The sequence below is a fragment of the Gracilimonas qinghaiensis genome (assembly GCF_046602855.1).
Taxonomy (GTDB): Bacteria; Bacteroidota; Rhodothermia; order Balneolales; family Balneolaceae; genus Gracilimonas.
The window spans coordinates 1,668,370-1,683,590 of sequence record NZ_JBKINJ010000001.1 but is presented as its reverse complement, the minus strand read 5'-3'; the positions used below and the strand labels follow the sequence as shown (position 1 = coordinate 1,683,590).

The 15,221-nt window shown below is 41.4% G+C and carries 12 protein-coding genes; 6 read left to right on the top strand and 6 right to left on the bottom strand.

The window, feature by feature from the left end; all coding sequences use genetic code 11:
• Positions 1-35: 35 nt before the first annotated feature.
• The 5 genes from accD (at position 36) to ACKGJO_RS07520 (ending at position 6,655) form a co-directional block, all read left to right on the top strand.
• Positions 36-881, top strand: a complete 846-nt coding sequence (accD, locus tag ACKGJO_RS07540) for an acetyl-CoA carboxylase, carboxyltransferase subunit beta (RefSeq protein ID WP_411322802.1) — start codon at positions 36-38, stop codon at positions 879-881.
• A gap of 79 nt (positions 882-960) precedes the next feature.
• Entirely contained in the window at positions 961-3,135 is a 2,175-nt protein-coding gene (locus ACKGJO_RS07535; protein WP_411322801.1) for a S9 family peptidase, read from the top strand.
• A gap of 46 nt (positions 3,136-3,181) precedes the next feature.
• Positions 3,182-4,168: a GTPase ObgE gene (gene obgE, locus ACKGJO_RS07530; protein WP_411322800.1), complete on the top strand. Its 987-nt coding sequence runs from the start codon at positions 3,182-3,184 to the stop codon at positions 4,166-4,168.
• A 67-nt stretch (positions 4,169-4,235) separates the two neighbouring features.
• Entirely contained in the window at positions 4,236-5,282 is a 1,047-nt protein-coding gene (gene dprA, locus ACKGJO_RS07525) for a DNA-processing protein DprA (protein ID WP_411322799.1), read from the top strand.
• Positions 5,283-5,437: 155 nt separating this feature from the next.
• A complete protein-coding gene (locus ACKGJO_RS07520) occupies positions 5,438-6,655 on the top strand; it encodes a GAF domain-containing sensor histidine kinase (RefSeq protein ID WP_411322798.1) in 1,218 nt (405 codons plus the stop codon).
• A gap of 93 nt (positions 6,656-6,748) precedes the next feature.
• On the opposite strand, the gene ACKGJO_RS07515 is transcribed toward ACKGJO_RS07520, so the two are convergent.
• From ACKGJO_RS07515 to ACKGJO_RS07495, 5 genes are all read right to left on the bottom strand, one after another.
• Positions 6,749-7,894 (bottom strand): baeRF7 domain-containing protein, encoded by a 1,146-nt coding sequence (locus tag ACKGJO_RS07515; protein WP_411322797.1) that lies wholly within the window; start codon positions 7,892-7,894, stop codon positions 6,749-6,751.
• A 161-nt stretch (positions 7,895-8,055) separates the two neighbouring features.
• Positions 8,056-9,792 (bottom strand): phospho-sugar mutase, encoded by a 1,737-nt coding sequence (locus tag ACKGJO_RS07510; RefSeq protein ID WP_411322796.1) that lies wholly within the window; start codon positions 9,790-9,792, stop codon positions 8,056-8,058.
• Positions 9,793-10,139: 347 nt separating this feature from the next.
• Positions 10,140-11,084, bottom strand: a complete 945-nt coding sequence (locus ACKGJO_RS07505) for an SPFH domain-containing protein (RefSeq protein ID WP_411322795.1) — start codon at positions 11,082-11,084, stop codon at positions 10,140-10,142.
• Between the two features lie 11 nt (positions 11,085-11,095).
• The gene (locus tag ACKGJO_RS07500) at positions 11,096-12,040 is read right to left on the bottom strand and encodes an SPFH domain-containing protein (protein ID WP_411322794.1); all 945 of its coding nucleotides are present in this window, start codon (positions 12,038-12,040) and stop codon (positions 11,096-11,098) included.
• 1 nt (position 12,041) lies between these two features.
• Complete coding sequence (locus ACKGJO_RS07495) at positions 12,042-12,539, bottom strand: NfeD family protein (RefSeq protein WP_411322793.1); 498 nt, start codon at positions 12,537-12,539, stop codon at positions 12,042-12,044.
• Positions 12,540-12,666: 127 nt separating this feature from the next.
• On the opposite strand from ACKGJO_RS07495, the gene ACKGJO_RS07490 reads away from it, so the two are divergent.
• Positions 12,667-14,445, top strand: coding sequence for an ABC transporter ATP-binding protein (locus ACKGJO_RS07490; RefSeq protein WP_411322792.1), 1,779 nt, complete (start codon positions 12,667-12,669; stop codon positions 14,443-14,445).
• Between the two features lie 14 nt (positions 14,446-14,459).
• Here the strand turns inward: ACKGJO_RS07490 and ACKGJO_RS07485 are convergent, their stop codons facing one another.
• Positions 14,460-15,194, bottom strand: coding sequence for a hypothetical protein (locus ACKGJO_RS07485; RefSeq protein WP_411322791.1), 735 nt, complete (start codon positions 15,192-15,194; stop codon positions 14,460-14,462).
• Positions 15,195-15,221: the final 27 nt, after the last annotated feature.

Genomic DNA, 15,221 nt, shown 5'->3' with positions numbered 1-15,221 from the left:
TATTTTTACAGCTTCAGAATCATAAAAAACTGCATATGTCCTGGTTTAAAAGAAAAGACGAAAACATTCAAACCGATACCCGAAAGGAAATGCCTGAAGGCGTTTGGATCAAAGTGCCCACTACAGGCGAAACCATTCACAAGCGAGAGCTTGAGGATAATCTTTGGGTTGATCCACTGAGTGGATACCATTTTAGAATAGGTAGTGAGAAGTATTTTGAGATCATTTTTGATAAAGGAAAGTTCAAAGAACTGGGACAGGAAATTCAGCCCACTGATCCTTTGAACTTCGAGGACCGAAAGAAATACAAGGACCGACTGGAAGAATATCAGAATAAAACAGGTCTATCTGACGCCGCTCGTGTTGGTGTAGGTAAAATGAACAAACTTGACCTGGTTGTGGCCTGTATGGACTTCTCTTTTATTGGTGGCAGTATGGGTTCAGTGGTAGGTGAAAGACTTGGTATGGCCATCGACCATGCCCGCGAGAATAAGATTCCACTGATCATTATATCACAAACCGGCGGTGCTCGTATGATGGAAAGCGTACTTAGCCTGATGCAAATGGCTAAAACATCAGCCAAGCTGGCTCAACTTGATGAAGCTAAAGTGCCTTACATCTCATACATGACCGATCCAACGACCGGTGGTGTAACTGCAAGTTATGCTATGCTTGGTGATTTCAATATTGCTGAACCGGGAGCTTTGATCGGTTTTGCAGGTCCGCGCGTGATCAGGCAAACTATTGGTCGAGATCTTCCTGAAGGGTTTCAAACAGCAGAATATTTGTTGGAACATGGTTTTCTCGATTTCATCGTACCACGTACAAAGATGAAAGCAAAGCTTACAAAACTACTTAAGGTAGTTCTGCAAAAATACTAAACTTCATTATTTTACTGTAACACACCGAAAAGAATGCTCTCAGCGTTCTTTTCTTGTTTTAACCCAATACGACACTCATATGACTAAATTCAGGTTATCATTTCTTTTTGTAATGATATTCGCAGCAACTGCGGTGGCACAGGACAAAAAGCCGATAGAATTTGAACATTTACTTGATGGCACGTTCTCACCCCAAACGGTTCAAAATGTCCGATGGATGAATGACGGACAATTCTATTCGGCTACCCGGGATAATAAAGTGATCAAATATGATATTATTGATGGAACCGAAACCGTTTTGTTTGATGGTAATGAATATAGCCTGAGTAATGGAAGTACACCATTCCCAGTTCAGGGCTATCAGTTTTCTGCTGATGAGTCTAAGCTTTTACTTAAAACTGAAGTAGAGCAGATCTGGAGAAGAAGTACCCGCGAAAACTACTATGTCTATGACATTGAAACCGGTACTCTAACCAAGTTAACGGCTACGGATGAGAAACAGCAGTACGCAGAACTTTCCCCACAGGGCGATAAGGCAGCCTATGTAAGAAATAATAACCTTTTCTGGGTTGATCTTACATCCGGAGAAGAGGTTCAGATCACTGATGATGGTGAATTCAATAAGATCATCAATGGTGCGGCAGATTGGGTGTATGAGGAAGAATTCGGGTTTGCTAAAGCATGGTTTTGGTCACCTCAGGGAGATCAAATTGCATTCTACAGGTTTAATGAGGAACGTGTTAAGGAATTTTTTATGACAGATTGGGATGGACTATATCCTGAACCGATCCGCTTCAAATATCCAAAAGCAGGTGAGAAGAATTCAGTTGTGAGTATTCACGTTTATGACCTGGATAATGGTGACATCATTACTATTGATGTGGGCGATGAGACCGATCAATATATCCCAAGAATCAATTGGACAAGGGATAATGAATTACTTGCGATCCGAAGAATGAACCGCCTGCAAAATAGGCAGGACCTGTTGTTCGCGAATGTTCGAACCGGTTCGACGGATCTGATACTGACTGAACAAAGTGATACATGGTTGGATGTGCATGATGATCTTTACTTTTTGGAAAACGGTGTTCAGTTTATAACTACCAGCGATCGCGACGGATACAACCATATTTATTTATATAGTATGGAAGGTGAGCTTGTGAAACAGGTAACTTCAGGGGAGTGGGATGTAACGAATTTTATAGGGCATGATGACCGCAATTATCGGTTATATTATATCAGTTCTGAGTCCTCACCACTGGAAAGAAATCTCTATAGTGTTCGTGTTGATGGCCGCCGGAAAGAAATGCTTACTAATGGGAAGGGATGGCATAGCATTAATATGAGTCGTGATTTTAAATACTATATTGATACGTCTTCAGACTACAATCAGCCTCCAAGAATTTCATTGCACCGACAGGACGGGCGCCAGATCCGGGTTTTGGAATCTAATGAAACACTGGCCGCCCGGTTAAACGAGTTTAGTTTCATTGAAAAAGAGTTCATGACCGTTGATGTAAATGGGGTCTCTTTAAATACTTATATGCTCAAGCCGGTAAATTTTGATTCAACCCAAACCTATCCTATGCTGATGTATGTATATGGCGGCCCGGGAAGTCAGACGGTAACAAAGGCATTTGAGAGTGGTATTCGTCCGATGTGGCATCAGTACCTGACCAATCAGGGATACATTGTGGTTTCTGTTGACAACCGTGGAACAGGAGGCAGAGGACGGGATTTTAAGAAGCAGATATATAAGAAATTGGGACAGTATGAAACTGAAGATCAAATAGCAGTAGCTGAATCTCTGGCAGACTTACCTTATGTAGATGAGGATAGGATAGGTATTTGGGGTTGGAGTTACGGAGGTTATATGTCATCGCTTTCGCTTGCAGATGGGGCTGATGTATTCAAAGCTGCCATAGCCGTAGCACCTGTAACCGACTGGAAGTTCTATGATACCATCTATACAGAGCGGTTCATGCAAACACCGCAACTGAACCCCAAAGGCTACAGAAATGGTTCTCCTCTCGTAAAAGCAGGGCAGATCAAAGGAAATTATTTGTTGATTCACGGAACCGGAGACGATAATGTTCACTTTCAAAATACTGTTGAAATGATCGATGCTTTGGTTGAATCTGATGTTGACTTTGAAACCATGATCTATCCGAACAGAAATCATGGTATTTATGGTGGTAATACAAGACGTCATCTGTATCTACTGATGAATAAATTCATCCTGGAAAACCTTTGATCGACTAAAGTAGTTTTTTATTTAAACTCTATAATACAAGACAAACATGCGCTTTGCCGATTACGCCAAAATTTATGTAACTGCCGGAAGAGGAGGGGATGGATCCCTTCATTTTCGTAGAGAAAAGTATGTTCCCAAAGGAGGTCCTGACGGTGGTGATGGCGGCAAGGGAGGTGATGTGGTGCTTGTGGGAAATGAGCAACTCAATACCATACTTGACCTTCGCTATCGAAAGTATATCAAAGCAGCCGCCGGAGAAGATGGTTCAAAACAGCGAAGCTCAGGAGGTGACGGAAAGGATGAGATCCTTGAAGTGCCGCTAGGCACGGTTGTCTTTGATGCCGAGACCAAAGAACGTCTTGGTGAGATCACCGAGCATGAAGAAAAACTTGTAATAGCTAAAGGAGGTAAAGGCGGACTTGGTAACTGGCATTTTAAGAGTTCTACGAATCAGACGCCTCAATATGCGCAAGAAGGAAAACCCGGTGAAGAACGTGTAGTTGAACTGGAATTGAAACTTATTGCCGATGTGGGATTGGTTGGCTTTCCAAATGCGGGTAAAAGCACCTTGCTTTCAGCTTTATCTCATGCTAAGCCTAAAATAGCTGATTATCCCTTCACTACGCTGGAACCCAATCTGGGTGTTGTGAAATTTTCAGATTACCGCAGTTTTGTAATGGCGGATATTCCGGGAATCATAGAGGAAGCTCATGAAGGAAAAGGACTCGGTATTCAATTTCTGAGACATATTGAACGCAATAATGTTTTGCTATTTATGGTGAGTGCCATCACCGATATTGAATATGAATACAAAGCTCTTTTAAATGAATTAAAGTCTTTTCGTAAAGACCTTCTTGATAAACCACGGGTACTTGCCATCACTAAGATGGATCTAAAGGAGGGCTATGAGTTGGATCAGGAACTTCACTTTGATGATGAAATTCCCGTTATTCCTATTTCCTCGGCTACCGGTCACGGTATCGATGAACTTAGAGAGAAACTGTGGGAATTGATTCAAGATGTTAAAAAATAAGAAGAAACTTAGGGTACTACTAGCGCTCAGTATTATACCGGGGTTTGGTTGCCGGCGCGTTTTTAATTTGATCAAGCATACTAATGATCCGGAAAAGATCTTTCATTTGGGTAAACGCGAACTTCGTTCTGTAGAGGGAATTGGAGAAGCTTCCGCGTTATCTGTGCTTTCCTTTGATGATTGGGATAAGGTGAATGATATTCTAACACATACAGTCCGAAATGGGTCAGAAATTGTCACACTGGCTGATCCTGAATATCCTGACCTGTTAAAGCAGATCTATGACCCACCCATTCTGTTTTGGATCAAAGGAAATGCAGAAATTTTAAAGCATCCGGGAGTTGCGGTGGTGGGTACCCGAAATACCTCACCTTATGGCAGGAAAATGGCAAAGAAGTTCACCGGTAATCTGGCTGATAAAGACCTTTGTATTTTTAGTGGACTCGCAAGCGGGATCGATTCTATTGCTCATCGGACAGCGTTGGAACATAATGGGAAGACAGTGGCCGTACTTGGCTCAGGTATAGACAATTTGTATCCGCGGGAAAATGCGTCTTTGGCCAATGATATTGTAAAATCGGGCGGCGCCGTTATTACGGAATATCCACTTGGGACGAAACCTGATGCCGGTAATTTCCCGGTTCGTAACAGGATCGTAAGTGGTATGAGTCTGGGGGTTTTGGTTATAGAATCCGGGATAAAAGGTGGCAGCATGATCACCGCGGACATTGGGTTGGACCAAAACAGGGAGGTATTTGCATTACCTCACCCAGTACTGAGTCCCTCAGGAACAGGCTGTAACTATCTGATCAAGAGAGGGGCAGCTAAGCTTGTCCAGACGGTAGATGACATTCTGGAGGAATTGCCGGTTGGTAACGATTCAGATAGAAATGGATCAATCGTTCAGGAAAAGAAAAAGAAAGACTGGCGTAAAGAAATTCTTGATGAAAGAGCAAAAAAAATTTGTGAGATCCTTGAAGAAAAAGCTCATCAGGTGGATGACCTTAGCGATAAAGTAGGAATGGATACCAGTCAGTTATTGGTGACCTTACTTCAACTTGAAATGGAAGATATCGTTAGCCAGAAAGCGGGTAAGATCTTCGAACTGAAATAATTATCACAAATATACCTGTATTACGCAGATTTTGATCTGCAATGTAGGTATAAGCCAAAGATTTTGTTTAGGTAATGAGTTTTAAATGCGGCTTGTTATATCATTAATATAATTTAATATTAGATTATATTAATGATAATCCAATGAGGCGCATTATGGAAACCAATGTACTGAATCCGATTCCTGAAAAGGAATTTGAAAGGCTAATGGAGCTTTCTGAATTAGACCTTGATTATTCCGACCTGGATGATCAGTTCAAAGACCTGACAAAATTGGCTGCAAAAATTGCAGGTACCGCTATCTCACTTATCAACCTGATCGATACCTTTACCCAATGGTCTATTGCACACTACGGATTACCCATTGATCAAATGCCAAGAGAGAAATCAGTTTGCCAGTATACTATCGTAGGTGATGATCCTTTGGAGGTCGAAGACCTCAGTGCAGATGAAAGGTTCAATAAATTTGACTACGTAACCGAAGACCCAAACCTTCGCTACTATTATGGTATTCCATTAACCACTAAAGATGGAAATAACATAGGTGCGCTTTGTGTACTTGATGATGATCAAAAGAACCTGACTCCTGAAAAAATTGAAATGCTCAAGATCATAGCCACTGAAATTGTAGGCAGGCTCTCTGCATATAAAGCATTGAATACTCTTAAAGATGAACTGGAGGAGGCCAAAGAATCACAGCGGAAATTAAGTCATGATATACGTGGTCCACTGGGCGGCATAATAGGAGTGGCTGATCTTATCAAAGAACAGGGTGAGAAAAAAGATGTTGATGATATCCTGGAACTGATTAATCTTATAAAACAAGGGGGGCAATCATTACTTGAACTCGCTGATGATGTTTTATCAAGTAGTAACACGGAAGAAATGCGGTCTCCAAAATCCAACGAATTTAACCTATATACTCTCAAAGATAAACTTGAGCAACTTTATATACCTCAGGCTAAAGCTAAATACATTGATCTGACCATCGTTAACGAATCAGAAAATGCAGAGATCCCATTTCCCAAAAATAAGATATTACAGATACTGGGAAATATAATTTCGAATGCTATAAAATTTACTCCGGATGGTGGTATGGTGATGGTTCGTCAGGAATTTAACCTGAATAAGGAATCTGATACCGCAAAGCTGCTTTTTTCAATAAAAGATACAGGTGTGGGAATAAGTTCTGGAAAAATTGAAGAGATCTTGAATGAAAATGCTCAAAGCACATCGGGCACTAAAGGGGAGTCTGGATATGGGTTTGGGCTACCGTTAGTTAAACATCTAATAGATAAGTTAGATGGAAATCTGCATATCAATTCCATAGAAGGTGAAGGAACTTTGTTCAAGGTCACCCTGCCTATTAAATAAGAAATTAGAATTCCGGTTCCGTTAGGCGATTGGTCCATGGGTTATATTATTTCATGGTCTTCAGCCTTGGTTTCCACGGAACCGGTTATCTAATTATGTCTTATATCTGTAAATGGCCGCTAACCCGGAGTTTTCAGGCACTTCTTCCTGAGGTAATCCGTACAAAGTACTTCCATTTCTGATCGCTGAGATAGCAGCAAAGTTGATCAGGTCAATGGTCTTGCCATTCATTTTATCGGAGATCTCTACCTTATTTTTTTCAGGATCGAAAATACCGTATTGATGAAAGCCCATAGGAACAAAGAGAGTATCCACTTTACCAAAATAGGCTCCTTTGATCACATCACTGATATCAGTAGATATGAGTTCACTGCCTTTCAGATTATTAAAGCGTTCAATATCACTTTCGATCTCTTCACGGAAATATGATTCAGCGATATCCCACGATTCATCCACAATTTCTTTAATGGACTTGGTATCAAAGTTTCCTATCATCGTTTCATCTAAAACATTGAAATACTTATTCGCTTTTTTGTAGTAAGAAATCAGTTTTCCGGGACCGGCAAGTATAAGCGGTCCGTATTGTTTCTTCATATATTTGGTCACTTTATTCTCAATGTGTTTCAGGAACAACTCTAGCTCCTTATTATCTTCATCCACATCAGTACCATGGCCATGAAATACAGCATCACTTCTTGTAGTTCCTACATGATGTTGAAGGGAACGGTCATGGATATGAAATTTCAAATGCTCTTCCATGCTTGTAGGCACACTTTCGAATGTTACCTGGCTAGTCTCATCGGGTGCGACTTTCAACATTTTTGTTTCATTCTGGCTCAGCACCAACACATGATAATCATTGTGGTGATTTTGAAGCTCAAGTAACGGAGTGATCAAAAAATTCTCGGAGATGTAATAATTTTCTTTGGGGCTTACCGGTATTTTAAAAATATCGTAATATTCTTCGTTTGCATATATCGCTAAGCCTTTATCCTGATGTAACCAAAATTGATTTTCTTCGGTCTTATCGATCACCGGCTTGAAAAGGTCATCGACCCTGTTTTCTTTCCACCCTAGATCTATCAGGTCCGTTTTGGCTTTTTGTACCAAATTCTTAAGCCGTATAGAGTCTTGCTTTCCCTCTTCTCCTGTTTTGTGGGTTGGCAGAAAGATGGTTACGTTTAGGTCTTGGGTCTGTCCAAGCAATTTTTCAATGGTTTCTCTTCTAACTACACTCATTTATAAATCCTTTTTTTATTAAGCTGTATTAATATATCTATATATCACAACATATTTAGAGGCTCAGTGTTCCCTGAAAAGGCTGTGAATTTCTACTCCAATTAAGAGGGTTTGACAATTAAAGTAAAGAACTATCAAGAGTCTTATGATAATTTGTTGTGTTATGAACTGAGAGCTTCGATCATTACATCAATTTTTTTATCTAATGTTGCCACCGCAGGGCTATAATCATCAGCACTCATAAGATTTACGTTGACACTGCAGTAGAATTTGATCTTGGGTTCGGTTCCTGATGGCCGAACAGAAACAATGCTTCCGTCTTCAGTTATGAATTGCAACACGTTAGATTTCGGCAGGTCGATATCGGTAACCTCCCCGGTAGCAATATTCTTCTCCTTTGAGCTTTGATAATCCTTAATGATAACAACCTGAGAACCAGCCAATTTCTCTGGTGGATTTGCCCTGAAGTTCATCATCATTTTCTTGATCTCTTCGGCACCTGATTTTCCTTTTTTGTAAACAGATTTTAGATCTTCACGAAAAAGGCCGTATTCAACGTACATATCAAGCAAAGCTTCGTACAAGCTGCTCCCTTGGTCTTTATAAAAAGCTGCCATTTCAGCTATCATGGCACACGAGATCACTGCATCTTTATCTCGCACATGGTCTCCAACCAAATATCCGTAGCTTTCCTCACCGCCGGCAATAAATTGCTTTTTGCCTTCAAGTTTGGTCATTAACTCACCGATATATTTGAAACCTGTTAGGGTATTGAAACACTCTACACCTTTTTTATCTGCAATACGATCGATGATGTAAGAGGTGACGACTGTTTTAACAATATATTCATTTCCGGTGATCTTGCCGGCTTTTTCCCAAGCTTCGAGCATGTAGTTGATAAGGAGTGATCCGGTTTGGTTTCCGTTTAGAAGAACCAATTCTCCTTCTGTATTTCGAACGGCTATTCCTACGCGATCGGCATCTGGGTCGGTAGCCATTACCAGGTCCGCACCCGTGTCTCTGGCCTTTTCCAATGCCATATTCAGAGCTTCTTTTTCTTCAGGATTAGGATAAACCACTGTAGGGAAGTCACCGTCGGCTGTCATTTGCTCTTCCACCAATATTAAATTCTCAAACCCAAATCTTTCAAGTACATCGGGAACCAATTTCCGGGAGGTCCCGTGGATAGGTGAGAAGACGATCTTCATATCCTTTTGACGTTTAATGGCATCTTTCGATACAGACAAACTTACCAATTCATTCAAATACTTTTCATCCATATCAGCACCGATCATTTCAATGAGGTCATTGTTACGCTCAAATTTTACCTCATCAACCGAGGCGATGCTTTGCACTTCCTCCATCACCATTTTATCCTGTGGGGCCACCAATTGACCTCCATCAGCACCGTACGCTTTGTAGCCATTATATTCTTTAGGGTTGTGAGAGGCCGTAAGCATCACTCCGCTTTTACAGCCGAGTTCGCGAATGGCGTAGGACAGTTCAGGAGTTGGACGGAGGGCATCAAAAAAATATACCTTTATCCCGTTAGCGGAAAAAACGTTTGCCACCACATTGGCTAGTTGCACTGAATTATTTCGACAGTCGTGTGCAATTACAACGCTAATCTCTTCATCCTGATATTGTTTTTTCAGAAAGTTGGATAGTCCCTGAGTGGCCATTCCAAAAGTATATTTGTTTACACGATTTGAGCCGACACCCATGATTCCCCGTAATCCACCGGTTCCAAATTCGAGATCTTTGTAAAATGCATCGGTTAGTTCATCAAATTTCTCTGCATCTAATTTCTCCTGGATCTCAGCTTTAGTATCGTCATCATAGCTGCCGGAAAGCCATTGGTTGATTTTATTTTGTACAGCCGAATCTAATGGGTCCATGAGTGAATTATTTTTGAAATTGATGTTATTGAATAACTGCTTTTCAGAATATTAAATATAAATAAATGTGAAGGTTGTTTCAGAAAAACCTTGGGCACCCATGCTGACTTTACCGCGATTATCAGGGAGGCAGACGCTTATACAAATTATGATGTTGCTTTCGAACCAAGCCAATAAAAAAGGCTGTAACAGCCAAATTTCTCACCACGACGTGCCCTTGCCCTACGCCCGTGAAAAAAGTATTGTAATGCGGTTCTACTTGCCGCAGCGATAGAGACAGGGTTAGGAGCCTGCATGGAATGTTTAGTAACCCGATCTGACAGATAATCCGTCAGGCTGAGCATCAGCTACTCCTCCTTCCCCTTATTCTCATCCAGATCTTTTAGAGAAAGCCCCTCCATCAAAGCTTCATAATTCGAGATATCCTTAGGCAATATTACGCTGTTTTCAGTACGACCTAATCCGGATAATACGTCGAGGTATTTCTCTGAAAGCTGCAGTTTCATAGCTTCGGCCCCTTTAGGCTGGGCGAGGGCATCAGCTACTTCTTCGATGGATTTGGCAGTGGCCTCGGCAATGGACAAGATCTCTTCAGCATATCCTTCTGCTTCGTTGATCCTGCGCTGCATTTCAGCTTCCGAAATGTTGATGATCTCAGTTCTGACACCTTCAGCATCATTCACTTTAGAGCCTTTTACACCTTCAGATTTGGCTATAATTGCTCGCCGATCACGTTCGGCAGTCATTTGCCGCTCCATTGCTTTTTGAACGGTGCGCGGTGTCATGATATTCTTGATCTCATATCTGTGGACTTTGATCCCCCATAGTTGTTCAACCTCACTCAGTACTTTGACCACTTCACGACTCATAGAGGCTCGTTCTTCAAAAGTTTGATCCAACTCCATATTTCCCAGTACCGAACGTGTAGTGGTCTGTGCAAGCTGAACTGCGGCATAACGGTAGTCAGTGATGCCATAACTGGCGTTTACAGGATCCATTACACTGAGATAGATCACTCCGTCAACTTCAACCTTAACATTGTCTTTAGTGAAGCACTCCTGTGGTTCCACTTCAATGGTTTCTTCCCTAAGATCCTGCTTATAAACTACTTTGTCGATGAAGGGGATGAGAGCGTGAAATCCGGGTCCCAATGTTTTGTGATAATTACCAAGTCGTTCCACTATAAAGGCAAACTGATTGGGCACAAGGCGCAGGGAGCGGACAAATTGATACATCACGTAGATGGAGAATATTCCCAATAATACTTTACTGATAGTCTCAAAAATTTCCATGGTGATGATCCTTAATTACTCGATTTAATTTTATTTGATGAGCCTGAATCTTTGGTGTGATCGCTGATGGTACTTACACCCTCAAAAAAGGTTTTCAGGTTGGCAGTTTCAGTTGGAAGCACGGATACATTGGACTTTTTGATAATATTCCCGAACTGCTTGATGTATTGCTCAACTAATTTCGTTTTCACGGCAAGCTCTCCGGCGGGACGTTCAATGGCCTCAGCCACTCTTCGTAATCCCTTAGCAGTTGCCGTTGCTATTAGCTCTATCTCTTTTGCCCGTCCTTTAGCTTCGTTGATGCGCTTTTGCCTGTTCGCCTCAGATACCAAAACCTGACTTTGCTGTTCTCCTTCAGATTCATAAATACGGGCCTGACGATGTCCTTCGGAGTTGGTGATCTCAGCACGTTTCTCACGCTCGGCTTCCATCTGTCTTTCCATTGTATCAATGATCTCCCCGGAAGGCCGAATATTTTTGAGCTCATATCGCATCACTTTGATCCCCCACGGATCAGCCGCCTTGTCAATTTCCCGGACGATATTCTCATTCATTTTTTCCCGCTCAGAAAAAGTATCATCAAGCGTCATTTTACCGATCTCGCTCCGCATGGTTGTTTGAGCCAGATTTACTGCTGCTGCCTGATAATCGGAAATACCGTAACTGGCTTTATGAGAATTCATAACTTTTAGATAGACAAGTCCGTCAACGGCTACCTCAATGTTATCTTTGGTGATACAGGTTTGGCTAGGAACATCCAATACTTGCTCCCGCATTTCTTGACTATAGGCCGGGCGATCGACAAAAGGGATCAAAAAATGAAAACCTGGTTTAAGGGTTTTCTTGTACTTGCCAAGACGTTCCTGAATAACCTCTTCTCGAAACTCCACGATCTGAAATAACCTCGTGAGTACGAAATAGGATAAAACGATGATGACTAAAAAAGTGGTCCACATATTAGTTTTTGTTTGAGTCTTTAAGTTGGTCCTTAGGGGATTCTATGATATCTACCGGTTCAACGATCCAGGTGGTGTTATCCCGGTATTTGATCCTGACCTGCACTCCCTCTGGTATTTTTCCATCCATTGAGCGGGCTTGCCATGAAATTCCCTGAAAGCGAATTCGTCCCTCATTGCTGAGTTCATTGATCGGTTCAACTACTTCTGCGATCTGATCCATGGCTTCGAAATCCTCATCGGCTAATTTATAGGAGCTTTCACCTTTGAAATATTTGTTGATGAAAGGTCTAATAGCTATCGTTAATATGGTAGATGAGAACAACCAGATAAAGGTGGCAGTCAGCGGATCCTCTAAAAAGCCAAAATATCGCAGAATACCTACACCTAAGCCACTTAACCCAAGTAATATGGCGACACCGCCGGGTAGTATTGCCTCAAGAAAGATCAAAAGTATTCCTCCGACAAGGAATATCCACGTCAGTATTTCACTATCCATTTGTAACACCTTTGAATTTATATGATAGATAGGGATTTGAGACCAAAAATACATGTCATATTTTGATTTATTTTGAGTAAAAACAGCTTGTAGTGGTAAATTGTGAATAAATACTAAAAAGATATAAGTGCAAAAAAAGAATAAATCTATAAAATCGCTTTGGCTGACACTGAAACAGATCTTTGCTTTAAGTGAGCCCTATCGGTTGCGGTTTTACATGGCAACAGTTGCGGCATTGGCAGCCTCAGCGATTTGGCTGACAGTGCCTCTAGGACTTCGAGAATTACTGGATGCTGTCTTTGAATCCGGTAATAATGAGCTTTTGAATTGGCTAGCGATAGCTTTGTTTGTTCTGTTTGTGTTACAAGCTGCATTTTCCTTTTTCGGGAATTACCATTTAGAATGGGTAGGTGAACGCGTTATCACTGACCTGCGCAAAAAAGTGTATGAGCATCTTCACCGGCTTGGTTTCAAGTTCTTTGCTGAAAGACGGTTGGGAGAGATCACCTCGCGGCTTACCAATGATGTTGGGTCGATACGTACAGCACTGACTGATTCACTTCCGCAGCTTCTTACCATTACATTTTCGTTGATCGGTTCCATATCTCTAATGGTAATCTTAAACTGGCGATTGAGTATGGTGATCTTTCTGACGGTACCATTTGTGACTTTGGCCACCAGATATTTTGGCCAAAAGATCCGACATCTCTCTAAGGATATTCAAGATGAACTGGCAGATTCTACTGCCGTAGCTGAAGATGCACTAGGAGCCGTGCGTTTGGTAAAAGCTTTTGTTAGGGAAGATTACGAAGTAAGCCGCTACAAAGACGCTGTTGAAAAGTTGTTCACGACCGCTCGTAGGAAAGTGGTACTCACCCAGTTTTTTTGGTCAGGTGTGGGAATAATGTTTATGAGTACATTGATCATCATCTTTTGGTATGGAGGCAAGGAAGTCTTAGCTGATAGGCTTACTGCAGGAGACTTGGTAGCTTTTATAATCTATGCGTTAAATATTTCAAGATCTATTAGTCAAACATCGAGGCTTTATACAGCTGTTAATACCGCAGCAGGCGCTTCAGAACGTATCTTTGAGTTACTTGAGGAAACTCCTGAGATAGAAAACGACCCAAATGCAGTAGAATTAAATTCAGTAACAGGGGAGGTAACGGTTCAAGACCTTTGGTTTAGTTATGAAGGAGGAAAAGATGTTTTGAAGGGAATTGATTTCAAAGCTGAGGCGGGAAAGACAGTAGCTCTCGTGGGCCCGAGCGGAGCAGGGAAGACTACTTTTCTGAATTTGATCCCAAGATTCTACGATCCTCAGAAGGGATCTATCTATGTGGATGGAATCAATATTCAGGATGTGAAGTTTAAGTCTCTTAGAGCACATATTTCCATCGTACCACAGGAGGTGCATTTGTTTGGAACAACCATTCGTGAGAACATCATGTATGGAAAGTTGGATGCAAGTGAAGAAGAAATGATTCAGGCTGCTAAAGATGCAAACGCACATGATTTTATCCTGGAAACTGAACAAGGATATGAGTCACTAGTTGGAGAGAAGGGAGTAAAACTCAGCGGCGGTCAGCGGCAAAGACTGGCTATAGCCCGTGCAATTCTAAAAAATCCGGCTATACTTTTGTTGGATGAAGCTACTTCATCACTGGATTCCGAATCTGAGGCTCAGGTTCAGGAAGCCTTAAATCGCCTTATGGAGAACCGAACAACGTTTGTGATCGCACATAGATTGTCAACGGTTCAGCATGCAGATAAAATTTTGGTCATGGATGAAGGGAGGATAGTAGAAGAGGGGACTCACCTTGAACTTATACAACTGAACGGATTATATAGTCATCTATATGAGTTGCAATTCCGGGATCTGGATGAGTCGAAAAACGTGTTTTGATAGATCAAGACAGCTTAGTTATCAGATTTATAAGCATTTACTACTTCGGGGTAGTTCATTCCTTGTAATAAATCATTTTCATTTAGCTGATCCAAATATTCAACGGTTACGCCACTTTCGAAATAGGCAATCACTGCAGGGAAGGAAAGGTTTGTCAGATATCCGGATTCCTTCAATAGAAAAAGATATTCCATTGTTACACCACTTTCGTGATATGCTATGACTGCGGGAAAGGACTGATCAGTAATGCCGGCAGCCACAAGCTGTTTGAGATATTCCATCGTAACGCCAGATTCATACATAGTTTGCAGGGCGATATTACTGTAAAACCGTGCTGCTCCGTTTGATTGTGCAGCTGCCAGAAATTCTGTGAATTCCTGTGAGTTAACTTCACCGGGTGCCATTGGGTTAACGGGAATGGAAGGTATTGTTGGGATGTCAACAGAAGGAACTTCAGAAGATGAAACGAAGGCAGCCTCATCACTGCCAAATATACTGTTCCAGGTCTGACTCATATTCCAGTCATTGATCCATAAATATGAAGCTGCAAAAACTATAAATATGAGAATAGCATTTTTGAATTGTGATCTGTCATCCTCTTCTTCCTCATATTGCTGAGAGGTTAACATTTGTTCCTCGCCGCTCATTTTGCGGATGTACTCGTCTAGATCAAAGTTCGGATCGTGGTCAGCATATCCATCTATTTCTGATTCGAAGGAGTAATTATTGTATTTATTTTTTTGTCCCATGATCAAATATTTTCATTAAAGACGTAA